Source organism: Kitasatospora sp. NPDC003701, from assembly GCF_053587085.1.
Map to the genome: position 1 here is coordinate 125,857 of NZ_JBSFNM010000005.1, position 25,038 is coordinate 150,894.

The following is a 25,038-nucleotide window of genomic DNA, read 5'->3' on the forward strand; positions in this document are numbered from 1 at the left end:
CGTACGGCCGCATGCTAGCCGAGCCGCCCGGTCGCCTGCTGGTACTCGCGCAGGTGCTTGCGGCGGACCACGCGGACCCCGACGGCCGTCCCCTCGGACTCCGGATCCTCGGTCAGCAGGCCGACCACCACGATGACGTAGCCGAGCAGCCACCTCTTGGTGAGCCGCCAGGTGTGCGGGCGGCTGCCGTCCTTGTGGCGGACCACCCGGGTGGCCAGGACGCCCTTGCCCAGGCTGAAGCCGGTCAGCCGGGCGAGCAGCACCTGGTTGGCGAAGGAGGCGCCGAGGAAGACGCCGAACAGCGTGCCGAAGTAGACGCCGACCGGGCCGTCCGGGCCGCTCGCCGACTTGGCGGCGGCGAAGCCGGCCGCGAGGGCCAGCGCGGCGTCGAGGGTGGCGGCGAGGAACCGGCGGATGCTGCCGGCCTCCGCCGGCCGCCGCACCCCGGGGGCGTACGCCTGCGGGGGGTGCGGCTGCTGCGGGGACCGGCCGTACGGCTGGGGCGGGTACGGCCGGGGGTGCGGCTGCTGCGGCGGGTACTGGCCGTACGGCGGCTGGGGCGGGTACGGCTGCGCGCCGTGGGGGCTCTGCCCGTACGGCGGCCGTCCGTGCGCCGGCTGTCCGTGCGCCGGCTGTCCGTGCGCCGGCTGACCGTACGGCGCCTGACCGTACGGCGCCTGCCCGTGCGCCGGCTGCCCGTACGGCGGCTGCCCGTACGCCGGCTGTCCGTGCGGCGCCTGCGGATAGCCCTGTGCCATGCGTGCTCCCCCGTGAGCTGCCGACCGGCCGACGACCGGTCTTGATCAAGAACAGCCCCGCATCCTACCCAGTCCCGGAGCGGGCCGCCGGGGCGCCCGGTCGCCCGCTCCGGGCACCCCCGCCGGCCGCTAGGAGGCCGGGCCCTGCTCCCAGGGCAGCGGCGGCGGCGTGCTGGCCGGGGTCTCGGCCAGCGTGGCCAGGGCGATCCGGACGCCCTCGGCGAGCTGCGGGTCCTCCCCCGCGGCCCACTGGTGCGGCGCGACCGGCACCTCGACGTCCGGGTCGACGCCGTGGTTCTCCACGCCCCAGCCGTACCCCTCCAGCCAGAACGCGTACTTGGGCTGGGTCACCAGGGTGCCGTCCACCAGGCTGTACTTGCTGTCGATGCCGATCACGCCGCCCCACGTCCGGGTGCCGACCACCGGGCCGAGCTTCAGCGCCTGGATGGCGGCGTTGACGATGTCGCCGTCCGAGCCGGAGAACTCGTCGGCCAGCGCGACGATCGGCCCGCGCGGCGCGTCACCGGGGTAGGGCACCGGGTTGGCGAGGTCCCGGGCGACGTTCCAGCCGACGATCCGCCGGGCCAGCTTCTCGATCACCAGCTGCGAGGTGTGGCCGCCGCGGTTCTCCCGGATGTCGACGATCACGCCCTCCCGGGCCATCTCCGAGCGCAGGTCGCGGTGGATCTGGGCCCAGCCGCTGCTCTGCATGTCGGGGATGTGCAGATAGCCGAGCCGCCCGCCGGACAGCTCCCGGACGGCGGCCCGCCGGCCGGCCACCCAGTCGTGGTAGCGCAGCGGCTCGTCGTCCGCGAGCGGGACGACCACCGGGTGGCGCCGGTCGGTGCCGTCCTTGCCGGCCACCGTCAGCTCGACCGGCTGCCCGGCGGTGCCGGCCAGCAGCGGGGCCGGGCCGGTCACCCCGTCCACCGGGCGGCCGTTGACGGCCAGGATCGCGTCGCCCGGGCGGACGGCGGCGCCCGGCGCGGCCAGCGGCGAGCGGGCCCGCGGGTCGGAGGACTCGCCGGGCAGGATCCGGGCGATCCGCCAGGTGTCGCCGTCCTTCACCAGGTCGGCGCCGAGCTTGCCCTGCCGGCGGGCGGCCTCGACGTGGATGCCGTAGGGCGCCACGTAGGCGTGCGAGGTGCCCAGCTCGCCGTGCACCTCCCAGAGCAGGTCGACCAGGTCGTCGTGCGAGCCGAGCCGCTCGACCAGCGGCCGGTAGCGGTCCAGGACGGCGGCCCAGGGCAGGCCGCCGAGGTCCGGGCGCCAGAAGTTGTCGCGCATCAGGCGGCCGTTCTCGTCGTACATCTGCCGCCACTCGGCCGCCGGGTCGACGGTCACCCGCAGCCGGTCGAGGTCGACGTCGATCTCGTCGTCGTCGCCGACCGCCTTGTGGTCGGCCGGGACGATCCGCAGCTCGCCCTCGTCCACCACGGCGACCCGGGTGCCGTCGCCGCTGACCTCGAACGCGTCCAGGCCGTCGACCAGTTGCTCGGCGCGGCGCTTGCGCAGGTCGAACCGCTCCAGCGCGGGGCGCGCCTCGTCGTCCTCCAACGAGGCCGCGTCGTCACCGAGTTCACCGGTGAGCGGGATCCTGGTCCAGAGCACGCCGTCCTTGGCGGCCGCCAGCTCGCCGAACCGGCCGCCCTCGACCGGGAAGGGGATGATCCGGTCGGCGATCCCGTCCAGGTCGACCCGGGTGGCGGGCGGGGCGTCGGCCGCGCCCTCCTCGCCGTCCGCCTTCTTGCCCTTGGGCTCGTCGTCCTCCCCGCCGGCCGGCCGACCGGCCCGCCGCGGCCCGAACGGGGAGGGCGTGTCGGCGGCCAGGGTGACCAGGTAGGGGCGGCAGCCGTTGGGGAACGACAGGTCGAAGACGTGCGAGTCGTAGACCGGGTCGAAGTTGCGCACCGAGAGGAAGGCCAGGTGGCGGCCGTCGGCGGTGAAGGCCGGCGAGGTGTCGATGAAGCGCGCCGGGGTGACCTCGCCGACCGTGCGGGTGGCCAGGTTGGCCAGCACGATCTGGCGCAGCGACCAGGCCCCGAAGCCGGGGCACGGCCGCGACCAGGCCAGCCAGGCGGAGTCCGGGCTGAACGCCAGCCCGCTGACCTCGCCGTCGGTGCTGCGGTCCAGCTCGTGCACCGTCCCGTCGGCGAGCGTGACCAGCAGCACCCGGCCGTCGTGCGAGCCGACCGCCGCCTGCTTGCCGTCCGGCGAGACCGCCAGCGCGCGGACCCGGCCCAGTTGCCCGGTGGCCAGTCGGCGGCGCTCGTCGCCCAGGACGGCGGGGGCGTACTCGATGGCGTCCTCGCCCTCGGCGTCGGTCACCCAGAGCACGCCCTGCGCGCCGTCCTCGCCGGGCACCACCCGGGCCCGCCGGGCCCGTACGCCGGGCGTCTCGTCCAGCACCCGGGCCGGGCCCTCCCGGTGCGGCAGCCAGTGCACGCTGCCGCGCACCACGACGGCGCCGGCCCGGCCGGTGCGGTCGGGGACGGCGGTCTCCAGCCAGTGCGCGGCCGGCACCGGGCGGGGCCGGCGGCCGGAGCGGGGACCGGAGGGCCGGACGTCCAGCCGGCGCGGCTCGGCGCCGTCGAGGTCGTCCAGCAGCCAGAGGTCGCCGGCCCGGTGCCAGATCACCCGGGTGCCGTCGCTGGTGGCGCCGCGGGCGTAGAAGCCCTCCGCGGAGGTGGTGTGGCGGCGCAGGCCGCTGCCGTCGGGGAGGCTGGAGTAGAGCTCGCCGACGCCCTCGTGGTCGGCGAGGAAGGCGATCCGGGCGCCGCCGGGCGCGTCGACCCACAGCGGCGACTCGATGTGGCCGTCCAGCCCCTCGTGGACGCGGGTGAACTCCTCGGCGCCGATCCAGAGCTTGCCGACCCGGCCGCCCCGGTAGCGCTTCCACCGGGCGGGCTCCGCGCCGGCCGCCGAGAGCAGCAGCACGCGGTCGCCGCCCGGCTCGTGGGCCAGGCCGCCGATCGGCCCGTACGGCAGCCGCTGCGGCTCACCGCCGTCCAGCGGCACGGCGTGCGCCCAGGTGCGGCGCAGGGTGGCCTGCCCGGCGGAGGTGGTGGCGATCGGGCGGCCGTCGGCCGTCCAGCCCTGCAACTGGGTCTGGTCGCTGCCCCAGTACGTCAGCCGGCGGGAGGGCCCGCCGTCCACCGGCGCGACGTGCACCTCGGGTGCGCCGTCCCGGGTCGAGACGAAGGCGATGTGCCGCCCGTCCGGCGAGAAGCGCGGTCGGCGGACCGGGACGTGATCGGCGGTCAGCCGCCAGGGCCGGCCACCGTCCAACGGGGCGAGCCAGACGTCGTTCTCCGCAACGAAGGTGATCAGGTCACCGTGCAGGTGCGGATGGCGCAGGTACGCGCCGGCAGGGGTGCTCGGGGATTCGCTCACAGCCGCACCCTATGCACCGGCCCGGGTGGCGTGCCCCGGGTTTCGCCCAGGCCGCCCCCTACGAGGGACGAACGGGCAGCCGGCCCGACCGCCCGACCGCCCGACCGCCCGGTCACCCGGCCCGGGTGCTCAGCCCCACCGGCCGGTGCGGCCCAGCAGCAGGGCGCCGGCGGCCACCCCGGCGGTCGAGGTGCGCAGCACCGAGGGCCCGAGCCGGTACGGCCCGGCACCGGCCTCGGCGAAGGCGGCCAGCTCCTCCGGGGAGACCCCGCCCTCGGGTCCCACCACCAGCACGATGTCCCCGCCGCCGGGCAGCACGGCGCCGGCCAGCGGCTCGGCGCCCTCCTCGTGCAGCACCGCGGCGAGCGCGGCACCGGCCAGGACGGGCGCCAGCTGCCGGGTGGTCGCGAGCTCGCGGACCTCGGGGAAGCGCAGCCGGCGGGACTGCTTGCCCGCCTCGCGGGCGGTGGCCCGCCACTTGGCGAGCGCCTTGGCGCCGCGCTCGCCCTTCCACTGGGTGATGCAGCGGGAGGCGGCCCAGGGGATCACCACGTCCACGCCGACCTCGGTCATGGTCTCCACGGCCAGTTCGCCGCGGTCGCCCTTGGGCAGCGCCTGGACGACGACGATCCGCGGCGCCGGGTCGGCCTCCCGGCGGACCGCGGCCACCGTCACCTCGACGGCGTCCTTGCCGTGGACGGCCGTGACCGTGCCGTCCACCCCGAGGCCGAGCCCGTCGGCCAGGGTCACCGCCTCGCCCGGCTCCAGCCGCTTCACGGCGGCGGCGTGCCGCCCCTCCGGGCCGTCCAGCCGGACCACCGCGCCGGGGGCGGCGGAGGCGAGCTGCGCGGTCTCGACGACGAACACGGGCGCGGTCATGGCGGTTCCTGGGAGTCGGGGGTACGGGCGGGGGAACGACGGCGCCCGGTGACCCGCGGGGAGCGGGACCACCGGGCGCCGGTACGGTCAGCGGCCGTTGAAGGCGTCCTTCAGCCGGGAGAACAGCCCCTGCTGGCCCGGCGCGAACTGGCCGGAGGGCCGCTCCTCGCCGCGCAGCACCGCGAGCCGGCGCAGCAGGTCCTCCTGCTCGGGGTCGAGCTTGGTGGGCGTCTGCACCTCGACATGCACTATCAAGTCGCCACGGCCGCCGCCGCGCAGATGGGTGATGCCGCGGCCGTGCAGCGGGATCGACTGGCCGGACTGGGTGCCGGGCCGGATGTCGACCTCCTCCAGCCCGTCCAGGGTCTGCAGCGGCACCTGGGTGCCGAGCGAGGCGGCCGTCATCGGGATGGTGACCGTGCAGTGCAGGTCGTCGCCGCGGCGCTGGAAGGTCGGGTGGGTGGTCTCGGCGATCTCGACGTAGAGGTCGCCGGCGGGGCCGCCGCCGGGGCCGACCTCGCCCTCGCCGGCCAGCTGGATCCGGGTGCCGTTGTCGACACCGGCCGGGATCTTGACGGTCAGGGTGCGGCGGGCCCGCACGCGGCCGTCGCCGGCGCACTCCGGGCACGGGGTCGGCACGACGGTGCCGAAGCCCTGGCACTGCGGGCACGGCCGGGAGGTCATGACCTGGCCCAGGAAGGACCGGGTGACCTGGGAGACCTCGCCCTTGCCGCGACACATGTCACAGGTCTGCGCGGAGGTGCCGGGGGCCGCCCCCTCGCCGCTGCACGTGGTGCAGGTGACGGCGGTGTCGACCTGGAGTTCCTTGGTGGTGCCGAACGCGGCCTCCTCCAGGGTGATCTCCAGCCGGATCATGGCGTCCTGGCCGCGCCGGGTGCGCGAGCGCGGGCCGCGCTGACCGGAGGCCGCGCCGAAGAACGCGTCCATGATGTCGGAGAAGCCGAATCCGGCCGCGCCGGCGCCGAAGCCGCCCGCGCCTCCGCCGTTGGGCGAGAGGGGATCCCCGCCGAGGTCGTAGACCTGCCGCTTCTGCGGGTCGGAGAGGACCTCGTAGGCGGCGTTGATCTCCTTGAACCGCTCCTGCGTCTTCGGGTCCGGGTTGACGTCCGGGTGCAGTTCGCGCGCCAGGCGCCGGAACGCCTTCTTGATCTCGTCCTGCCCCGCATCCCGTCGGACGCCGAGTACCGCGTAGTAGTCCGTGGCCACCAAATGCTCCGCTTGTTCCGCCTGTAGAAGTGCTTGCGACTGGTACCGGTGTCACAGGTGTGACGCCGGTCGTTCCCTACGACTCGGCCAGGATCTGGCCCACGTACCGTGCCACCGCTCGCACCGCCCCCATTGTGCCCGGATAGTCCATCCGGGTCGGACCGATCACACCCAGTTTGGCCACGCTCTCGTCGCCCGAACCGTAACCGACGGAGACGACCGAGGTGGAATTGAGCCCTTCGTACGCGTTCTCCCGGCCGATCCGGACCGTCATCCCGGCGTCGGCGGTCTCACCCAGGAGGCGGAGCAGGATGACCTGCTCCTCCAGGGCCTCCAGCACCGGCTGGATGGTGAGCGGGAAGTCGTGGCCGAAGCGGGTCAGGTTGGCCGTGCCGGCCAGCATGATCCGCTCCTCGTTCTGCTCGGCGAGCGCCTCGAAGAGCGTCGCCAGGACGACGGTGACGGCCGGTCGGTCCGCCGCCTCGAACATCGCCGGGAGCTCGTCCAGCAGCCCCGGCACCTCGGGCAGCCGCACGCCGACGGCCCGCGCGTTGATCCTGGCCCGGAGGTCCGCGAGGACCACCTCGCCGACCGTGCCCGGGCAGTCGACCATCCGCTGCTCGACCCGGCCGGTGTTGGTGATCAGGACCAGCATCACCTTGGCCGGAGCCAGCGCGACCAGCTCGATGTGGCGCACCGTGGACCGGGAGAGCGAGGGGTACTGGACCACCGCGACCTGCCGGGTGAGCTGGGCGAGCAGCCGGACCGTGCGGGCGACCACGTCGTCCAGGTCCACCGCGCCGTCCAGGAAGTGCCGGATGGCCCGCCGCTCGGGCGCGCTCATCGGCTTGACCTCGGCCAGCCGGTCGACGAACAGGCGGTACCCCTTGTCGGTGGGGATCCGCCCGGCGCTGGTGTGCGGCTGGTGGATGAAACCGTCCTCCTCCAGCGCGGCCATGTCGTTGCGCACGGTGGCCGGGGAGACCCCGAGGTTGTGTCGTTCGACGAGGGCCTTGGAGCCGACCGGCTCCTCGGTGCCCACATAGTCCTGGACGATGGCGCGGAGCACGGCGAGCTTGCGTTCGTCGAGCTGGCGGACCTCACCGGCCATGGGGCACGCACCTCCCTCTTCGCACGTTGTCCGTGGTGACATGTGTCCGTTCTGGCATGTTCCGGGCCGCTCTGGGCGGACCGCGGCTTTGGCACTCTGAACAGACGAGTGCCAGAACCGTACCTGCCAGTGTAAGGCCCGGGTCCGACGGCAGGAACGGCCCCGCCGGGGTGATCCTGCCCGCACTCCGCGGCACGCGGGTGATGCCGAGGGCCCGGCCGGGTGGCAGCATCGATAGCGAACGGCGAACGGAGGACCAGCGATGTCGACCTCGGGTCAGCACACCCGCTTCGCACCGGACCGCGGCCTGACCGGCCGGATGGTCGGGACGGTGTTCGTGATCGGACTGCTGTACGTCGGTTTCACCGGCCTGCTGATCGCGCTGCTGCGCGGCGCCTGGCCACTGATCGTGCTGATCTCCGGCGGGCTGTTCGTGGCCCAGTTCTGGTTCAGCGACAAGATCACCGAACGGGCGATGGGCGCCCACCGGGTGACCCCGGAGCAGTACCCCCAGCTGCACGGCACCGTCGACCGGCTCTGCGCGCTCGCCGACATGCCCAAACCGCGGGTGGCGGTCGCCGACAACGACATGCCGAACGCCTTCGCGACCGGCCGCAACCCGCAGAACGCGGTGGTCTGCGTCACCACCGGGCTGCTGCGGCGGCTGGAGCCCGAGGAACTGGAGGGCGTCCTGGCGCACGAGCTGTCGCACGTCGCCCACCGGGACGTCGCGGTGATGACCATCGCCGGGTTCCTCGGGGTGCTGGCCGGGGCGATGACCCGGATCGCGATGTACGGCGGCTTCATGGGCGGCGCCCGCAACAGCAACGACTCCAACGCCGCGATCGCCGCGCTGGTCATCCCGCTGGTGTCGGTCGTGGTGTACGCGATCAGCTTCCTGCTGACCCGGCTGCTCTCCCGCTACCGGGAGCTGGCCGCCGACCGGGCGGCCGCCCAGCTCACCGGCCGGCCCAGCGCGCTGGCCTCGGCACTGACCAAGGTGACCGGCCAGATCGCCGCGATCCCGACCAAGGACCTGCGCCAGGCGCAGGCGTACAACGCCTTCTACTTCGCCCCGGCGCTGAGCGCCCGGGAGACCGCCTCGCAGCTGTTCTCCACCCACCCGTCGCTGGAGAAGCGGCTGGAGCAGCTGGCGAGGATCTCCACCGAGCTCGGCCGCTGAGCCGCCGTACGAATCCCGGAGGGGACCGCCGTGGGAATCCTGGACGCGCTGTTCGGCCGCACCAAGCCGGTCAGGCCCGATCTCGACCAGCTGTTCGGCGTGCCGTCGGCCGCGCTGACCCTGGAGGCGGCGGCCGGCTTCCGGCCGACCGGGGTCGGGTCGGTCTGCTTCGCCTCCGTCGAGGGCGGGGCGTTCGTCGAGGTCGAGCGGCAGGTCCGGGCCCTGCTGGACGCCGACACCGAGCGCGGCGGCGTCCCGGTGGAGGCCTCCAAGGACGCCTACGGGTACTCCTGGCTGCTCGCCCGGCACACGCCCGAGGAGCTGCCGGAGCTGGTCAACGACCTGCACGCGGTCAACAGCGAGCTGGAGGCGAACGGCTTCGGCCCGCAGCTGCTCTGCTCGCTGGTGGGCTTCCGCAGCGCCGAGGGGCAGCCGCTGGCGCTGGTCTACCTGTACAAGCGCGGGACGTTCTACCCGTTCGCGCCGGTGCCGGGCGGCGGGGAGAAGCGCAACAGCCCGCTGGAGCTTCAGGTCAACGCGATGCTGGGGAACGACCTGCGGCTGGAGAAGGACCTCACCCGCTGGTTCCCGGTCTGGGGCGCGCCGGGCCTGTGACGGCCCCCGGGCCCGGCCGGTGGCACTGCCTATAGTCGGCTGCATGCGCAGCCGCCAGTACGGACCGGACCTCACTCCGCCGTGGAAGAAGCAACCGCCCGCCCCCGACGTGCCCGCCGAGCGGGACCTCGTGGTCGAGGAGGCCGCGACCGGCTTCTGCGGGGCGGTGGTGCGGTGCGAGAAGACCGCCGAGGGGTTCACCGTCACCCTGGAGGACCGTTTCGGCAAGCACCGGGTCTTCCCGCTGGTCCCGCGCGGCTTCCTGCTCGACGGGAGGGCGGTCACCCTGGTCCGGCCCGCCGCCGCCGCGCCGACGCCCTCCCGCGCCCCCGGCCGCACGGCCTCCGGCTCGGTCGCCGTGCCCGGCGCCCGGGCCCGGGTGGCCCGGGAGTCGCGGATCTACGTCGAGGGGCGGCACGACGCCGAGCTGGTCGAGCGGGTCTGGGGCGACGACCTGCGGATCGAGGGCGTGGTCGTCGAGTACCTGGAGGGCATCGACGACCTGCCCGCGATCGTCGCCGACTTCGCGCCCGGCCCGGGCCGCCGGCTCGGCGTCCTGGTCGACCACCTGCTCCCCGGCACCAAGGAGCACCGGATCGCCGCCCGGGTCACCGGCACCGCGGTGCTGGTCGTCGGCCACCCGTACATCGACGTCTGGCAGGCCGTGAAGCCCTCCTCCGTCGGCATCCCCGGCTGGCCGGACGTCCCGTACGGCGAGGTCTGGAAGGAGGGCGTCTGCCGCCGCCTCGGCTGGCCGGCGGACACCCCCGCCGCGTGGAAGCGGATCCTGGCCTCGGTCGACTCCTACAAGGACCTGGAGCCCGCGCTGCTGGCCAAGGTGGAGGAGCTGATCGACTTCGTCACCTCGGAGGACTGAACCCCGCCCGGAGCGCGCCGGACCCGCCCGGGTCCGGCGACGGCGGCCGACGGCCGCGCCGCGAACGTCAGTCCACCAGGTCGCGCACGACCGCGTCGGCCAGCAGGCGGCCCTGGAGGGTGAGGGTGGCGCGGCCCCCGGCGTAGCCGGCCGGGTCGAGCAGGCCCTCGCCCAGGGCCCGCTCGGCGGCCTTCAGGCCGGCCCCGGCGAGGAGGGAGAGCGGGATGCCCTCGGCGAGGCGCAGTTCGAGCAGGATGCGCTCGACCCGGCGGTCCTCGTCGGTGAGCAGCTCGCGGCCCTGGGCCGGGGTGCGCCGCTCGGCGAGGGCGCGGGCGTAGCCGGCCGGGTGCTTGGCGTTCCACCAGCGGACGCCGCCGACGTGGCTGTGCGCGCCGGGGCCGGCGCCCCACCAGTCGCCGCCGGTCCAGTAGAGCTCGTTGTGGCGGCAGCGGCCCTCGGGGGTGGTGGCCCAGTTGGAGACCTCGTACCAGGAGTAGCCGGCGGCGGCGAGCGCCTCCTCGGCGATCAGGTAGCGGTCGGCGTGCACGTCGTCGTCGATCATCGGCAGCTCGCCGCGCTTGACCCGGGCGGCCAGCTTGGTGCCGTCCTCGACGATCAGCGAGTAGGCCGAGACGTGGTCCGGTCCGGCGCCGATCGCGGCGTCCAGGGAGGCCCGCCAGTCGTCGTCGGACTCGCCGGGGGTGCCGTAGATGAGGTCGAGGTTGACGTGCTCGAAGCCGGCCGCGCGGGCCTCGGCCACGCAGGCCTCCGGGCGGCCCGGGGTGTGGTGGCGGTCGAGCAGCCGGAGCACGTGCGGCCGGGCGCTCTGCATGCCGAAGGAGATCCGGTTGTAGCCGCCCGCGCGCAGCTCGGCGAGGTAGGCCGGGTCGACCGACTCGGGGTTGGCCTCGGTGGTGACCTCGGCGTCGTCGGCGAGCCCGAACTCCTCGCGGACGGCCGCCAGCATCTTCACCAGGTCCCGGGCGGGCAGCAGGGTGGGCGTGCCGCCGCCGAGGAAGACGGTCCGCACGGGCAGGTCGGCGGAGCCGAGGACCTCGCGCGCCAGCCTGATCTCGGCGACCACGTTGTCGGCGTACGTCTCCTGGGAGGCGACGGCGCCCGAGGAGCGCAGCTCGGTGGCGGTGTAGGTGTTGAAGTCGCAGTAGCCGCAGCGGCTCGCGCAGTACGGCACGTGCAGGTAGAAGCCGAACGGCCGCGACCCGAGCCCGGCGAGGGCGTGTGCGGGCAGGGAACCGTCGGACGGCACGGGTTCGCCGTCGGGGAGTGCGGAGGGCATTGCCCCATTGTCCCGTACCGCCCGGGCCCGCCCGAAACGGGCGGCCCGGGCCGTGCGGGACGGCCGGCCGGATCAGGCCTCGTTGGCGCCCGCGTACATCTCGGTGACGGCGTCCGCGTACGTCCGCTCGACCACCGGGCGCTTGATCTTCAGGCTCGGCGTGAGCTCGCCGTGCTCGATGTCCAGGTCGCGCGGGAGCAGGGTGAACTTCTTGATCGTCTGCCAGCGCTGGAGGTCGGTGTTGAGGCGCTGCACGAAGCCGTCGATCAGCTGGTGCGTCCTCGCGTCCCCGACCACCTCGGCGTAGGACTTGCCGGCCATGCCGTGCTCGGCGGCCCACGGCATGATCACCGACTCGTCCAGGCCGATCAGCGCGGTGCAGAAGTTGCGGCCGTTGCCGATCACCAGGATGTTGCTGACGAACGGGCAGACCGCCTTGAACTTGCCCTCCACCTCGCTCGGCGCGACGTACTTGCCGCCGGAGGTCTTGAACATGTCCTTCTTGCGGTCGGTGATCCGCAGGAAGTCGTCCCGGCCGATCTCGCCGATGTCCTCGGTGTGGAACCAGCCGTCCGGCTCCAGCACCTCCGCGGTCTTCTCCGGCAGGTTGTGGTAGCCGCGCATGATGCCGGGGCCGCGGAGCAGGATCTCGCCGTCCTCGGCGATCCGGACCTCGGTGCCGGGCAGCACGGTGCCGATGGTGCCGACCCGGACGTCCTCGGCGGGGTTGACGCAGACCCCGGCCGAGGTCTCGGTCAGGCCGTAGCCCTCCAGGACGGGCACGCCGACGCCGGCGAAGAAGTAGCCGATCTCGGGCGCCAGCGCGGCGCTGCCGGAGACCGAGCCGCGCATCCGCCCGCCGAAGGCGGCCCGGATCTTGGTGTACACCAGCTTGTCGGCCAGCGCGTGCTGCAGCCGCAGCCCCAGCGGGGCGCTGTCGCGCCCGGTGGCGATCCGGCTCGCCTGGGTGACCCGGGCGTAGTCGCGGGCGGTCTTCGCCGCCCACATGAAGATCTTGTACTTGGCGCCGCCCTCGGCCCGGGCCTTGCCGGCGATGCCGTTGTAGACCTTCTCGAAGATGCGCGGCGCCGAGGCCATCATGGTCGGGCGGATCACCGGCAGGTTGTGGATGATCCGGTCGACCCGGCCGTCCAGCGCCATCACGTGGCCGGTGGCGATCTGGCCGCAGATCAGGCTCTTGCCGAACACGTGCGACAGCGGGAGCCACATGAACTGCACATCATCCGAGCGCAGCAGCCCGCTCTGCTCCTGGGCGCGGCCCTGGTAGGCCCAGCAGTCGTGCACCAGGCGCACGCCCTTGGGGCGGCCGGTGGTGCCGGAGGTGTAGATGAGGGTGGCCAGCTGCTCCTTGTCGAGCCCGGCGACGACCTCCCGCACCGCGTCCGGGTGCTGCTCCAGGTACTCGGCGCCGAGCTGCTCCAGCTCCGCCAGGGTGAGCACGTTCAGCCCGGCCGGCGCCTCGGCCGGCACGGTGCCGTCGAAGAGCACGGCGGTGCGCAGCTCGGGCAGCTGCCCGAGCTCGGCGATGACCTTGGCGAGCTGCTTCTCGTTCTCGACGAAGAGCGCCCTGGAGCCCGAGTCGGAGAGGATGTAGGCCGTCTCGTCGGCGTTGGTGCTGGGGTAGACGGCCGTGGTGGCCGCGCCCGCGCACATGTTGCCGAGGTCGGCGATGACCCATTCCAGCCGGGTGGAGGACATCAGCCCGACCCGGTCCTCCGGGTGGATCCCCAGGGAGAGCAGGCCGGCGGCCACCGCGTACACCCGGGTGGCGGTCTGCGCCCAGGTCAGCGAGCGCCACTGCTCGGCGCCGGGGGCGCCGTCCGCCGCGTGCTCGTCCACCGGGACGGGGAAGCGGTAGGCCTCAGCCGCCGGTGTGGCGGCGACCCGGTCCAGGAACAGGTGGGCGACGGAGGCGGGACGCCCGGCGACGATGTCGGCGCGGCCGGAGTCGATCAGGGACTGCGCGGAACTCAACGAGGACCTCCGGGGGCGGGTGGCCGTCTGAGGGATGTCGCGGCGCCCGTGGGGGCGGTCGCCGGGCCCCCGGTTAACCGGACGGGTACCGGCGAGTAACAAGGGGGCAATCAGCAGCCTAGGGGGAAACCGGTCATTCCGTAAGAGGGTGAGGACAGCTGGCACCCCCGCGGGCCGCCGGTGCAGCGCGCAACCGGGCCCGCCGGTACCTTCGGCAAAGGACAGGACAAACCTCGGGGCGACGGAGCCCGAATCAACTGTACGAGTCCACCGAAGCATGAGAATTGGGATGCGAATCCCACTGCCGACGACAAGAGTGTGCCAGTGCTGATCAGACTGCTCAGGGCGTACCTGCGCCCCTACTCCCGACCGATCACCCTGCTGGTGCTGCTCCAGCTGGTGTCCACGCTCGCCCTGCTCTACCTGCCGACGCTGAACGCCGACATCATCGACCAGGGCGTGGTCAAGGGCGACACCGGCTACATCCTGCGCATCGGCGGTGTGATGATCGCCGTCACCGTCGTCCAGGCGATCTGCTCGATCGGCGCCGTCCACTACGGCGCGCGCACCGCCATGGCGTTCGGCCGGGACGTCCGGGCCGCCGTCTTCGACCGCGTCCAGACCTTCTCCGCCCGCGAGGTCGGCACCTTCGGCGCCCCCTCCCTGATCACCCGGACCACCAACGACGTCCAGCAGGTCCAGATGCTGGCCCTGATGAGCTTCACCCTGATGGTCGCCGCGCCGATCATGTGCGTCGGCGGCATCATCATGGCGCTCAACCAGGACGTGCCGCTCTCCGCGCTGCTGCTGGCCGTCGTGCCCCTGCTGGGCGTCGTGGTGGTCCTGCTCGTCCGCTCGCTGCGCCCGAAGTTCCGCAGCATGCAGAAGAAGATCGACACGGTGAACCGGGTCCTGCGCGAGCAGATCACCGGCATCCGGGTGATCCGCGCCTTCGTCAAGGACGACCACGAGCAGGCCCGGTTCGCCGACGCCAACAAGGACCTGACCGGCGTCGCCCTCCAGGTCGGCCAGCTGATGTCGTTCATGTTCCCGGCCGTGATGCTGGTGGTGAACGTCTCCAGCGTCGCCGTGCTCTGGTTCGGCGCACAGCGGATCGACAGCGGCGGCATGGAGATCGGCGCGCTGACCGCCTTCCTCTCCTACCTGATGCAGATCCTGATGAGCGTCATGATGGCCACCTTCATGTTCATGATGGTGCCGCGCGCCGAGGTCTGCGCCGAGCGCATCCAGGAGGTCCTGGACACCAGCTCCAGCGTCGTCCCGCCGGCCACGCCCGTCACCGAGCTCCTGGCCCGGGGCAACCTGGAGCTGCGCGCCGTCGAGTTCCGCTACCCCGGCGCCGAGGCCTCCGTCCTGCGCGGCATCGACATCACCGCCCGCCCCGGCGAGACCACCGCCGTGATCGGCTCCACCGGCAGCGGCAAGTCCACCCTGCTGGGCCTCGTCCCCCGGCTCATCGACGCCACCTCCGGACAGGTCCTGCTGGACGGCGTGGACGTCCGCGAGCTCGCCCCCGAGACGATCGCCGAGACGGTCGGCCTCGTCCCGCAGAAGCCCTACCTGTTCACCGGCACCGTCGCCAGCAACCTGCGCTACGGCCGGCCCGACGCCACCGACGAGGAGCTCTGGCACGCCCTGGAGGTCGCCCAGGCCAAGGAGTTCGTCGAACGCCTCCCCGAGGGGCTCGACGCCCCGATCGCCCAGGGCGGCAGCAACGTCTCCGGCGGCCAGCGCCAGCGCCTGGCGATCGCCCGCGCCCTCGTCCGCAAGCCCGGCGTCTACCTGTTCGACGACTCCTTCTCCGCGCTCGACTACGCCACCGACGCCAGGCTCCGCAAGGCGCTCGCCCGGGAGACCGCCGACGCCACCGTGCTGATCGTCGCCCAGCGCGTCTCCACCATCCGCGACGCCGACCGGATCGTCGTCCTCGACGAGGGCGCCGTCGTCGGCAGCGGCACCCACGGCGAGCTGATGGCCGGCAATCCGACGTACCGGGAGATCGTGCTCTCCCAGCTCACCGAGCAGGAGGCGGCGTGACCACCCCGCAGAACAAGGCGCCCGCCAGGAAGGGCCCCGGCGCCGGCGAGCTGCCCAGCGACTCGCAGGCCGCCGCCGCCCGCCGCGGCCCGGCCGGCCCCGGCCGGTTCATGGGCGGCCAGGGCTCCGAGAAGTCGATGGACTTCAAGGGCTCGGGCAAGCGGCTGCTCACCCTGCTGCGCCCCGAACGCGCCCTGCTCGGCGGCGTCCTGGCACTCGGCGTGCTCAGCATCGGCTGCGCCGTGACCGGGCCCAAGGTGCTCGGCCAGGCCACCGACCTGATCTTCGCGGGCGTGGTCGGCCAGCAGTTCCCGGCCGGCACCTCCAAGGCGGACGCCGTCGCGGGCGTACGGGCGCACGGTGACGGCGGCGCCGCCGACCTGCTCTCCTCGGTCGACTTCACCCCCGGCCAGCACATGGACTTCGGCGCGATCGGCACCGTGCTGCTCTGGGTGCTGGTGATCTACCTCGCCTCCGCCGTCTTCGGCATCGCCCAGGGGCGGCTCGCCACCAGGGCGATCCAGCGGGCCAGCTACCGGCTGCGCCAGGAGGTCGAGGCCAAGCTCGCCCGGCTGCCGCTCAGCTACTTCGACAAGCAGCCGCGCGGCGAGGTGCTCAGCCGGGTCACCAACGACATCGACAACGTCGGCCAGTCCATGCAGCAGACCATGGGCCAGGTGGTGAACTCGCTGCTCACCGTGGTCGGCGTGCTGGCGATGATGTTCTGGATCTCGCCGCTGCTCGCCCTGATCGCGCTGATCTCCGTCCCGCTGTCGGTGATGGTGGCGACCAGGGTCGGCAAGCGGGCGCAGCCGCAGTTCGTCCAGCAGTGGAAGTCCACCGGGCAGCTGAACGCGCACATCGAGGAGATGTACACCGGCCACGCCCTGGTGAAGGTCTTCGGCCGGCAGAAGGAGTCCGCCGAGACCTTCCGGGAGCACAACGAGGCGCTGTTCGAGGCCAGCTTCCGGGCCCAGTTCATCTCCGGGATCATCCAGCCCGCGATGATGCTGATCGGCAACCTGCAGTACGTGCTGGTCGCCGTCGTCGGCGGCCTGCGGGTCGCCAGCGGCGCGCTGTCGATCGGCGACGTGCAGGCGTTCATCCAGTACTCGCGGCAGTTCAGCCAGCCGCTCACCCAGGTCGCCAGCATGGCCAACCTGGTGCAGTCCGGCGTCGCCTCCGCCGAGCGCGTCTTCGAGCTGCTGGACGCGCCCGAGCAGACCCCGGAGCCGGCCATGCCCGAGCGCCCCGACGCGGTGCGCGGCCGGGTCGCCTTCCAGGACGTCTCCTTCCGCTACGACCCCGACAAGCCGCTCATCGAGGACCTCTCGCTGAAGGTCGAGCCCGGCCAGACCGTCGCCATCGTCGGCCCGACCGGCGCCGGCAAGACCACCATGGTCAACCTGCTGATGCGCTTCTACGAGGTCAGCGGCGGTCGGATCACCCTGGACGGGGTCGACATCGCGGCGATGTCCCGCGAGGAGCTGCGCTCCGGCATCGGCATGGTCCTCCAGGACACCTGGCTGTTCGGCGGCACCATCGCCGACAACATCGCGTACGGCGCCCAGGGGGCCACCCACGAACAGGTCGTCGAAGCGGCCAGGGCCGCCCACGTGGACCGCTTCGTCCGGACCCTGCCGAACGGCTACGACACCGTCATCGACGACGAGGGCGCCAACGTCAGCGCGGGCGAGAAGCAGCTGATCACCATCGCCCGGGCGTTCCTGGCCCAGCCGTCGATCCTGGTCCTGGACGAGGCCACCAGCTCGGTCGACACCCGGACCGAGGTGCTGATCCAGCGCGCCATGGCCCGGCTGCGCACCGGCCGCACCAGCTTCGTGATCGCCCACCGGCTCTCCACCATCCGGGACGCCGACGTGATCCTGGTGATGGAGAGCGGCTCCATCGTCGAGCAGGGCACCCACGACGAGCTGATCGCCGCCGACGGCGCGTACGCCCGGCTGTACCAGGCGCAGTTCGCCGAGGCCGTGGCCGAGGTGGACTGACCCGCAGCCGTGCCCGGAGGGGGAGGCCGGTTCACCCGGCCTTCCCCTCCGGCGCTCCGCCCACCGGCCCCGGACGCTACGGTGGGCCCGTGAGTGACGATCTGTCGGCCGCCGCCGCGGCACACCCCGACGCCTTCGAGGCGAACCGCCGCTACCTGGGCTCGGTCGCCTACCGGCTGCTCGGCTCGTTCAGCGACGCCGAGGACGTGCTGCAGGAGGCCTGGCTGCGCTGGCGCTCCGCCGACCGGTCCACCGTCGCCGACCCGCGCGCCTTCCTGACCACCGTCGTCACCCGCCTCTGCTACGACCAGCTGGGCTCCGCCCGGGCCCGCCGGGAGGCCTACTTCGGCGAGTGGCTGCCCGAACCGGCCGTCTCCTACCAGGACTCCCCCGCCTCCCCGGCCGAACTCGCCGAACTCGGCGAGTCCGTCTCGATGGCGCTGCTCGCCGTCCTGGAACAGCTCACCCCGGCCGAGCGCGCCGCCTTCGTGCTGCACGACGTGTTCGCGGTCGGCTTCGACGAGATCGCCGCCTCGCTCGACCGCTCCCCCGACGCCGCACGCCAGCTCGCCTCCCGGGCCCGGCGCCGGGTGAAGGACGGCGGGCGCCGCGCCAGCGCCGACCCCACCGAGCACCGGCAGGCCGTGGCGGCGTTCGCCGCGGCGACCGCGCGCGGCGACATCGAGGGCCTGCTGGCCGTACTCGACCCGGACGTCGTCTGGCACTCCGACGGCGGCGGCGTCGTCAGTGCCGGCGCCCGCCCGGTGTTCGGCGCGGACAAGGTCTCCCGCCTGGTGGCCGGCCTGGTCGCGAAGTGGTTCACCCCGGGCATGGGCATCGAACCCGTCCTGGTCAACGACGAGCCGGGCCTGGTCATCCACGACGCCGACGGCCCGGTCCTCGGCGTGCTGGCGTTCGCCGTCGCCGAGGGCCGGATCACCGAGGCCTACGTGGTGGTCAACCCCGAGAAGCTGACCCGGGTGACCAGGGCCACCCCGCCGCGTCCGGGCCTGTGACGCGGCTCACCGTCACAACCTGACCGGCCGCGTCGTCCCCTTCCCGAACACGCACCGAGAGCGTGTCGGCAGAGCGCCTCCAGAGGGCGCTCAGGCTTCGGAGAAGGCGGACGACATGACCGAGAAGCAGATCGTCGTACTGGGTGCCGGTTACGCGGGGCTGACCGCGGCGAACCTGGCGGGCAAGCACCACCGGGTGACCCTGATCGCCCCGGAGACCCGCTTCCTGCACCGCGTCCGCCAGCACGAGACCGCCGCCGGCCACCCCGAGCACCGGCCCACCCTGGCCGAGGTGGTCCGCGGCCGCGGCGTGCGGCACGTCCGGGCCCGCGCCACCGGCCTGGACCTCGCCGCCCGCAAGGTGTTCCTGGACACCGGCGAGGCCCTCGCCTACGACACCCTGGTCTACGCCCTCGGCAGCCGCACCGCCTGGCACGCCGTCCCCGGCGCGGCGGAACACGCCTACCCCGCCGAGCGGGCCGCCGAGCTGGGCGAGCGGCTGCGCACCGCCGAGCGCCCCGGCACCGTCGCCGTGGTCGGCGGCGGCGCCACCGGCATCGAGCTGGCCACCGAGATCGCCGAGGCCCACCCCGGGTGGCGGGTGCGGATCGTCGCCGCCGGCCGGGTCGGCGGCTGGTTCTCGCCCCGGGGCCGGGGCCACGTCCGCAGCGTGATGGCCCGGCTCGGGATCGAGGTCCACGAGCAGCACACCGTCACCGGGGTCGACGCCGAGGGCCTGAGCACCACCGGCGGCCGGATCCCGGCCGACCTGGTGGTCTGGGCCGCCGCCATGGAGCCGCACCCGCTGGCGGCCGAGGCCGGCCTGACCGTCGATCCGGCCGGCCGGGCGGTCGTCGACGGCCACCTGCGCTCGGTGTCGCACCCGGAGGTGTACGTCATCGGCGACGCCGCCGCGGCGACCGTCCCCGGCACCGGCACCCTGCGGATGGGCTGCGCCACCGCCCAGCCGATGGGCCGCTACCTCGGCAAGGTGCTCGCCGGGCGCACCGACAAGCCCTTCGCGTTCCGGTACGGCGTGCAGTGCCTGAGCCTCGGCCGCCGGGAGGCCCTCGTCCAGCTGATCCACGGCGACGACTCGATGCGGCCCTCGGTGCTGACCGGCCGGACCGGGCGGCTGATCAAGGCCGCCATCGTCAACGGCGTGATCTGGGCGCTGCGTTGAGAAGCCGACGGGCCCGGGGCGGCTCGCCCCGGGCCCGTCGGCCTGCTGGTCCTGCTGGTCGTGCTCCGCCGGTGCCGGCGGTTACTTCTTTTCCTTCGGCGCCTCGGCGTCGGTGGACAGCGCGGCGATGAAGGCCTCCTGCGGGACCTCCACGCGGCCGACCATCTTCATCCGCTTCTTGCCTTCCTTCTGCTTCTCCAGCAGCTTGCGCTTACGCGAGATGTCACCGCCGTAGCACTTGGCGAGAACGTCCTTGCGGATCGCGCGGACCGTCTCACGGGCGATCACCCGGGAGCCGATGGCGGCCTGGATCGGCACCTCGAACTGCTGGCGCGGGATCAGCTTCTGCAGCTTGCCGGCCATCATCACGCCGTAGTTGTAGGCCTTGTCCTTGTGCACGATCGCGGAGAACGCGTCCACCGCGTCGCCGTGCAGCAGGATGTCGACCTTCACCAGGTCGGCGGTCTGCTCGCCGATCGGCTCGTAGTCGAAGGAGCCGTACCCGCGGGTCTTGGACTTCAGGTGGTCGAAGAAGTCGAAGACGATCTCCGCGAGCGGGAGCGTGTAGCGCAGCTCGACGCGGTCCTCGGAGAGGTAGTCCATGCCCTGGAGGTTGCCGCGGCGGCCCTGGCACAGCTCCATGATCGCGCCGACGAACTCGTTCGGCGCCAGGATGGTGCCGCGTACGACCGGCTCGTGCACCTCGGCGATCTTGCCGGTCGGGAACTCGCTCGGGTTGGTGACGGTGTGCTCGGTGCCGTCCTCCATCACCACGCGGTAGACCACGTTCGGGGCGGTGGAGATCAGGTCGAGGTTGAACTCGCGCTCCAGGCGCTCCCGGATGATCTCCAGGTGCAGCAGGCCGAGGAAGCCGCAGCGGTAGCCGAAGCCGAGCGCGACCGAGGTCTCCGGCTCGTAGACCAGCGCGGCGTCGTTCAGCCGCAGCTTGTCGAGGGCGTCGCGCAGCAGCGGATAGTCCGACCCGTCCAGCGGGTAGAGGCCGGAGAACACCATCGGGCGCGGGTCCTTGTAGCCGCCCAGCGGCTCGGTCGCACCCTTGTGCATCGAGGTGATCGTGTCACCGACCTTGGACTGCCGGACGTCCTTCACACCGGTGATGATGTAGCCCACCTCGCCGACGCCCAGGCCGTCGGCGACCTTGGGCTCGGGCGAGATGACGCCGATCTCCAGCAGCTCGTGCGTCGCGCCGGTGGACATCATCGCGATCCGCTCACGCTTGGTGAGCTGGCCGTCGACGACACGGACGTAGGTGACCACGCCGCGGTAGGAGTCGTACACCGAGTCGAAGATCATCGCGCGGGCCGGGGCGTCCTTGACGCCGACCGGCGCCGGGATCCTCTCGACCACGTGGTCGAGCAGCTCCGGCACGCCGAGACCGCTCTTGGCGCTGACCTTGAGGACGTCCTCCGGGTCGCACCCGATGATGTGCGCGAGCTCGGCGGCGTACTTCTCCGGCTGGGCGGCCGGCAGGTCGATCTTGTTGAGCACCGGGATGATCGTGAGGTCGTTCTCCAGCGCCAGGTACAGGTTGGCGAGGGTCTGCGCCTCGATGCCCTGGGCGGCGTCCACCACGAGGATGGTGCCCTCGCAGGCGGCGAGCGAACGGGACACCTCGTAGGTGAAGTCCACGTGGCCCGGGGTGTCGATCATGTTGAGGATGTGCGTCGTGCCGACGTCCGGTCCGGTCTTCGGCGCCCACGGGAGGCGGACCGCCTGCGACTTGATCGTGATGCCGCGCTCGCGCTCGATGTCCATCCGGTCGAGGTACTGGGCGCGCATCTGCCGGGGGTCGACGACCCCGGTGATCTGCAGCATCCGGTCGGCGAGCGTCGACTTGCCGTGGTCGATGTGGGCGATGATGCAGAAGTTGCGAATCAGCGCCGGGTCGGTACGGCTGGGCTCTGGCACATTGCTGGGGGTCGCGGGCACCTTGGTCCGATTCTCCGTTGGTCCGGGGGCCGGGGGTGTCCGGGTCATCGCTGACCGGTTTCCCGGGGACCGGACAGTCGTCCGATCGAAATAGTTCTTCCCATCCTCCCACGAGCGCGACGTCCGCCGCCGTTCGGTTCCGTGGGGGTCGGTCCGGGGCGCTCCCGGGGCTGCTCCCCGGGGATGCTCCGTCGCTGCTTCCGGGGCTGGTTCCGGGGTTGGTTCCGGGGCTGGTTCCGGCCGGGGCCCCGGCCGGGCAGGATGATCTCCCATGATCCTGGAAAGCGCCCTCCTCGACGTCCTCCCCGGCCAAGAGGACGCGTTCCTCGCCGCCTTCGCGGAGGCGAAGCCGCTGATCGCGGTCCAGTCCGGCTTCCGCTCCCTCGCACTGCGCCGCTGCCTCGACGAGGGCCGCCGCGCCAGGTTCCTGCTCCAGGTGGAGTGGGAGACGCTGGAGGATCACACCGAGGGGTTCCGCCGCTCCGCCGAGTACCAGCGGTGGCGCGAGCTGCTGCACCGCTTCTACCAGCCCTTCCCCGAGGTGGAGCACTACGGCGAGCCGGTACTCCGGGCCTGAGCCGGACCCGGTCGGTTTGGGTCGGGCGGTGCCCCCTGGTAGCGTGGGGCGCTGCACCTGGCCTCGGCATGCCCTCTCAGCAGACCGGCGGCCGCGCGGTGCAGACCTCCCCGAGCCTTCGGCCGGGGGGACCCCAGAACCGTTTACTGACAAGACTGAGGCTCCTTCGTGGCGAACATCAAGTCCCAGATCAAGCGCAACAAGACCAACGAGAAGGCGCGCCTGCGCAACAAGGCCGTCAAGTCCTCGCTGAAGACCGCCGTGCGCAAGGCCCGCGAGGCCGCTGCGGCCGGCGAGACCGAGAAGGCCATCGTGCTGGCCCGCGCCGCCTCCAAGGCGCTGGACAAGGCCGTGAGCAAGGGCGTCATCCACGCCAACCAGGCCGCCAACAAGAAGTCGGCCATCACCAAGCGCGTCAACGCCGTCCAGGCCTGACTCCGCCGGGGCCCACGGCCCCGAGCGCCCCAGGGCGAACCGGCCCTCTACCCGGACTCCTGAGGCGCGAGTGACAAGACTCGCACCGCACGCGGCCTGCGTTCGCCACGCGGGTGCGGTGCACAGAGATTTGCCGAAGTGCCCGATCGTAGGCGCTTCCCCCACTGCCCGCCCGGTCCCCACCGGGCGGGCAGTCGGCGTTCGTGCCGGGTGCCGGCCGGGACGCCCGCCCTCGTGGCGGGGCCGCCCTGGTGGCGGGGCTGCCCTCGCAGCAGGGTTGCCCGGGCGGCTGCGACTCCTGTCGCGCTCTGTGGTCCGGCCGCTATGGTCGGTCACGGCAGTTCGGGGAGCACGCGCACGGCAACCGGCCTCGCGGCGGCCACGTCCCCCTTCGTAGGGCTTCGTGGGGCCTCGTGGGGCCTCGTGGGGCTTTGTGGCCGCGGCTCCGGGGCGGCCCGCTCGCTCGTGGCAGGCACGTTCGTCGAAGCTCAGGGGGGGGCACCTATGGCGACGCCACCACCACCGCCACCACCACCGGCCCAGGGCAGGTCGGGGTTCGGCGGCTTTCCGCAGCAGCAACCACCGCCCGGGGCGTCACCGGGCTTCGGACCTCCGCCCGGGCTGCCCAGCGCGCCCGGGATGCCGCCCGCCGGGGGCGGGGAGCCGGAGCGGCCGAGCGGGAGGGGTCGCAAGGGCGGAAACCTGCGCCGCAACGCCGTCTGGGCGTTCGTCGGCGCCGTCCTCGCCTCGGCCGCCTGGTCCGGCGCCGTGGCCCTCGTGCCGCGCATCGTCGACGGCGGCTCCTCGGCGCAGAGCCTCCACGGGTACCACGCCGTCGACAAGCTCTGCGAGGCGGGCAAGCTCACCGCGTTCAACCAGAAGTACCGCATGGTCGACAACTACCCGCTGCAGCACACCGGTCGGTCCGACTCCATGGACATCATGCGGTGCTACGCACTGGTCAAGCGGGCGGTCAGCGGGAGCGACGTCGCGGACTACGCCACCCTCGACATCCGCGCCGAACTGCACAGGACCGTCGACTCCGCGCCCGAATTCGCCGCCACCCGGAGCTACTTCGAGCAGCAAAAGTACGAGATCACCGATGTGCCGAACCTCGGCCAGGAGGCCTACTTCGCCTACGGCGACGAGCCGACCAGCTCGGACAAGACCTTCCACGACATCAACCACTACCTGCAGGTCCGGGACGGAGGCATGACGTACTCCCTCTTCTGGACCGACAACTACCAGGTCGGCAAGAACACCACGCTGGACCGCGAGACCGTCCGCCGGGCGATGCTCGACGACACCCGGGACATCCTCAAGGCGATCGGCGGGCCGTAGGCCGCAGCCGGGGACGCGCGGTCGGGGGTGGGCGGGTGGAGGGTGGAGGCTGGAGGGTGACGCCGGGCCGTGGAGGTCCGCCGTTTCAGTAGGAGCGCGACCCGGAGCCGGCGCGGGAGGCCCGGGCGACGGCCACCACGGCCCGCTCCAGGGCGAAGGCGGGGTCGTCGGAGCCGCCCTTGACGGCGGCGTCCGCCTGCGCGATCGCCGTCAGGGCGGTGGCCACGCCGTCGCCCGTCCAACCGCGCATCTGCTGGCGGACCCTGTCGACCTTCCACGGCGGCATGCCCAGCTCGCGCGCGAGGTCGGCCGGGCGCATGTTCCGCCCGGTGGTCGCCAGCCGGCCGATGCTGCGGACCCCGGACGCCAGCGCGTACGTGATGCCGGTCGGCGGCTGCCCCACGGCCAGCGCCCAGCGCAGCCGCTCCAGCGCCTCGGCGGCCCGGCCGGTGACCGCGAGGTCCGCCACCTCGAAGCCGGTGGCCTCGGCCCGGCCGCTGTAGTAGCGGGCCACCACCGTCTCGTCGATGGTGCCCTCGACGTCCGAGGTGAGCTGGCTGCACGCGGCCGCCAGCTCGCGGAGGTCGCTGCCGAGCGCGTCCAGCAGGGCCTGGCAGGCCTCCGGGGTGGCCGAGCGCCCGAGCGTGCGGAACTCGCCCTTCACGAACGCCAGCCGCTCCGACGCCTTCGCCAGCTTGGCGCACGCGACCTCCCGGCCGCCGGCCTTCCGCCCGGCGTCCAGCAGGCCCTTGCCCTTGGCACCGCCCGCGTGCGCCAACACCACGATCACTTCGTCGGCCGGGGCCTCGATGTACGCCTTGAGCTCCTTGACGGAGTCGGCGGAGAGGTCCTGGGCGGCCCTGACCACGATGACCTTGCGCTCGGCGAACAGCGAGGGCGTGGTCAGCTCGGCGAGGCTGCCCGGCTGCAGGGCCCCGGGAGGCAGATCCCGCACATCGGTGTCCGGGTCCGCCGCCTTCGCCGCCGCCACCACCTGGGCGACCGCGCGGTCGAGCAGCAGCTCCTCCTGGCCGACCGCGAGGGTCAGCGGGGCGAGCAGGTCGTCGGGTGCACTCTTCCTGGCCATCGCGTACCAGCATCCCACGGGGTGCGGACACTCCCGCCCGAACGGGA

19 protein-coding genes are annotated in these 25,038 nt (G+C 73.1%); 10 read left to right on the forward strand and 9 right to left on the reverse strand.

What is annotated here, in order from left to right; translation table 11 throughout:
* Positions 1-14: 14 nt before the first annotated feature.
* The 5 genes from ACWDRR_RS06995 to hrcA form a co-directional block, all read right to left on the reverse strand.
* A complete protein-coding gene (locus ACWDRR_RS06995) occupies positions 15-758 on the reverse strand; it encodes an RDD family protein (protein ID WP_449771142.1) in 744 nt (247 codons plus the stop codon).
* 129 nt (positions 759-887) lie between these two features.
* Positions 888-4,151 carry a S41 family peptidase gene (locus ACWDRR_RS07000; RefSeq protein ID WP_449771143.1) on the reverse strand — a complete coding sequence of 1,088 codons (3,264 nt, stop codon included), beginning with the start codon at positions 4,149-4,151 and terminating at the stop codon, positions 888-890.
* Positions 4,152-4,280: 129 nt separating this feature from the next.
* The gene (locus tag ACWDRR_RS07005) at positions 4,281-5,030 is read right to left on the reverse strand and encodes a 16S rRNA (uracil(1498)-N(3))-methyltransferase (RefSeq protein ID WP_449771144.1); all 750 of its coding nucleotides are present in this window, start codon (positions 5,028-5,030) and stop codon (positions 4,281-4,283) included.
* 87 nt (positions 5,031-5,117) lie between these two features.
* Positions 5,118-6,257 carry a molecular chaperone DnaJ gene (dnaJ, locus tag ACWDRR_RS07010; protein ID WP_449771145.1) on the reverse strand — a complete coding sequence of 380 codons (1,140 nt, stop codon included), beginning with the start codon at positions 6,255-6,257 and terminating at the stop codon, positions 5,118-5,120.
* Positions 6,258-6,333: 76 nt separating this feature from the next.
* Positions 6,334-7,368 (reverse strand): heat-inducible transcriptional repressor HrcA, encoded by a 1,035-nt coding sequence (gene hrcA / locus ACWDRR_RS07015; RefSeq protein WP_360637215.1) that lies wholly within the window; start codon positions 7,366-7,368, stop codon positions 6,334-6,336.
* Between the two features lie 262 nt (positions 7,369-7,630).
* On the opposite strand from hrcA, the gene htpX reads away from it, so the two are divergent.
* From htpX to ACWDRR_RS07030, 3 genes are read left to right on the forward strand one after another with little or no spacing between them, the layout of a single operon-like run.
* On the forward strand, positions 7,631-8,551 hold the full coding sequence (htpX, locus tag ACWDRR_RS07020) for a zinc metalloprotease HtpX (protein ID WP_449771146.1): 921 nt from the start codon (positions 7,631-7,633) through the stop codon (positions 8,549-8,551).
* Between the two features lie 30 nt (positions 8,552-8,581).
* A complete protein-coding gene (pspAB, locus tag ACWDRR_RS07025) occupies positions 8,582-9,166 on the forward strand; it encodes a PspA-associated protein PspAB (RefSeq protein WP_449771147.1) in 585 nt (194 codons plus the stop codon).
* Positions 9,167-9,209: 43 nt separating this feature from the next.
* Complete coding sequence (locus ACWDRR_RS07030; protein WP_449771148.1) at positions 9,210-10,043, forward strand: DUF3097 domain-containing protein; 834 nt, start codon at positions 9,210-9,212, stop codon at positions 10,041-10,043.
* Positions 10,044-10,110: 67 nt separating this feature from the next.
* Here ACWDRR_RS07030 and hemW read toward each other — a convergent pair whose 3' ends face one another.
* Together hemW and ACWDRR_RS07040 are read right to left on the reverse strand one after the other, a co-directional pair.
* The gene (gene hemW, locus ACWDRR_RS07035; protein ID WP_449771149.1) at positions 10,111-11,340 is read right to left on the reverse strand and encodes a radical SAM family heme chaperone HemW; all 1,230 of its coding nucleotides are present in this window, start codon (positions 11,338-11,340) and stop codon (positions 10,111-10,113) included.
* A 72-nt stretch (positions 11,341-11,412) separates the two neighbouring features.
* Entirely contained in the window at positions 11,413-13,335 is a 1,923-nt protein-coding gene (locus tag ACWDRR_RS07040) for an AMP-dependent synthetase/ligase (protein ID WP_449771150.1), read from the reverse strand.
* A gap of 324 nt (positions 13,336-13,659) precedes the next feature.
* Between ACWDRR_RS07040 and ACWDRR_RS07045 the strand changes: the two genes are divergently transcribed.
* The 4 genes from ACWDRR_RS07045 (at position 13,660) to ACWDRR_RS07060 (ending at position 19,601) form a co-directional block, all read left to right on the forward strand.
* Positions 13,660-15,393, forward strand: a complete 1,734-nt coding sequence (locus ACWDRR_RS07045) for an ABC transporter ATP-binding protein (RefSeq protein WP_449771151.1) — start codon at positions 13,660-13,662, stop codon at positions 15,391-15,393.
* On the forward strand, positions 15,390-17,402 hold the full coding sequence (locus tag ACWDRR_RS07050; RefSeq protein WP_449771152.1) for an ABC transporter ATP-binding protein: 2,013 nt from the start codon (positions 15,390-15,392) through the stop codon (positions 17,400-17,402). The genes ACWDRR_RS07045 and ACWDRR_RS07050 overlap by 4 nt, the downstream gene beginning before the upstream one ends.
* Positions 17,403-17,491: 89 nt before the next feature.
* Positions 17,492-18,418, forward strand: a complete 927-nt coding sequence (gene sigJ / locus ACWDRR_RS07055; RefSeq protein ID WP_449771153.1) for an RNA polymerase sigma factor SigJ — start codon at positions 17,492-17,494, stop codon at positions 18,416-18,418.
* 115 nt (positions 18,419-18,533) lie between these two features.
* The gene (locus tag ACWDRR_RS07060; protein ID WP_449771154.1) at positions 18,534-19,601 is read left to right on the forward strand and encodes an NAD(P)/FAD-dependent oxidoreductase; all 1,068 of its coding nucleotides are present in this window, start codon (positions 18,534-18,536) and stop codon (positions 19,599-19,601) included.
* A gap of 81 nt (positions 19,602-19,682) precedes the next feature.
* On the opposite strand, the gene lepA is transcribed toward ACWDRR_RS07060, so the two are convergent.
* Positions 19,683-21,551, reverse strand: a complete 1,869-nt coding sequence (gene lepA / locus ACWDRR_RS07065) for a translation elongation factor 4 (RefSeq protein WP_449771155.1) — start codon at positions 21,549-21,551, stop codon at positions 19,683-19,685.
* A 271-nt stretch (positions 21,552-21,822) separates the two neighbouring features.
* Between lepA and ACWDRR_RS07070 the strand changes: the two genes are divergently transcribed.
* The 3 genes from ACWDRR_RS07070 to ACWDRR_RS07080 all read left to right on the forward strand — a co-directional run bounded on the left by ACWDRR_RS07070 (position 21,823) and on the right by ACWDRR_RS07080 (position 23,904).
* On the forward strand, positions 21,823-22,128 hold the full coding sequence (locus ACWDRR_RS07070; protein WP_449771156.1) for an antibiotic biosynthesis monooxygenase family protein: 306 nt from the start codon (positions 21,823-21,825) through the stop codon (positions 22,126-22,128).
* 168 nt (positions 22,129-22,296) lie between these two features.
* Positions 22,297-22,563 carry a 30S ribosomal protein S20 gene (rpsT, locus tag ACWDRR_RS07075; protein WP_380571163.1) on the forward strand — a complete coding sequence of 89 codons (267 nt, stop codon included), beginning with the start codon at positions 22,297-22,299 and terminating at the stop codon, positions 22,561-22,563.
* Positions 22,564-23,202: 639 nt separating this feature from the next.
* The gene (locus ACWDRR_RS07080; RefSeq protein ID WP_449771157.1) at positions 23,203-23,904 is read left to right on the forward strand and encodes a hypothetical protein; all 702 of its coding nucleotides are present in this window, start codon (positions 23,203-23,205) and stop codon (positions 23,902-23,904) included.
* Positions 23,905-23,989: 85 nt separating this feature from the next.
* On the opposite strand, the gene holA is transcribed toward ACWDRR_RS07080, so the two are convergent.
* Positions 23,990-24,991, reverse strand: a complete 1,002-nt coding sequence (holA, locus tag ACWDRR_RS07085) for a DNA polymerase III subunit delta (protein ID WP_449771158.1) — start codon at positions 24,989-24,991, stop codon at positions 23,990-23,992.
* Positions 24,992-25,038: the final 47 nt, after the last annotated feature.

Bases quoted from the DNA above. Each gene is read 5' to 3' on its own strand.
- ACWDRR_RS06995 (WP_449771142.1), bottom strand. From the start codon at position 758: ATGGCACAGGGCTATCCGCAGGCGCCGCACGGACAGCCGGCGTACGGG.
- ACWDRR_RS07005 (WP_449771144.1), bottom strand. From the start codon at position 5,030: ATGACCGCGCCCGTGTTCGTCGTCGAGACCGCGCAGCTCGCCTCCGCC.
- hrcA (WP_360637215.1), bottom strand. From the start codon at position 7,368: ATGGCCGGTGAGGTCCGCCAGCTCGACGAACGCAAGCTCGCCGTGCTC.
- htpX (WP_449771146.1), top strand. From the start codon at position 7,631: ATGTCGACCTCGGGTCAGCACACCCGCTTCGCACCGGACCGCGGCCTG.
- ACWDRR_RS07030 (WP_449771148.1), top strand. From the start codon at position 9,210: ATGCGCAGCCGCCAGTACGGACCGGACCTCACTCCGCCGTGGAAGAAG.
- hemW (WP_449771149.1), bottom strand. From the start codon at position 11,340: ATGCCCTCCGCACTCCCCGACGGCGAACCCGTGCCGTCCGACGGTTCC.
- ACWDRR_RS07060 (WP_449771154.1), top strand. From the start codon at position 18,534: ATGACCGAGAAGCAGATCGTCGTACTGGGTGCCGGTTACGCGGGGCTG.
- ACWDRR_RS07070 (WP_449771156.1), top strand. From the start codon at position 21,823: ATGATCCTGGAAAGCGCCCTCCTCGACGTCCTCCCCGGCCAAGAGGAC.
- ACWDRR_RS07080 (WP_449771157.1), top strand. From the start codon at position 23,203: ATGCCGCCCGCCGGGGGCGGGGAGCCGGAGCGGCCGAGCGGGAGGGGT.
- holA (WP_449771158.1), bottom strand. From the start codon at position 24,991: ATGGCCAGGAAGAGTGCACCCGACGACCTGCTCGCCCCGCTGACCCTC.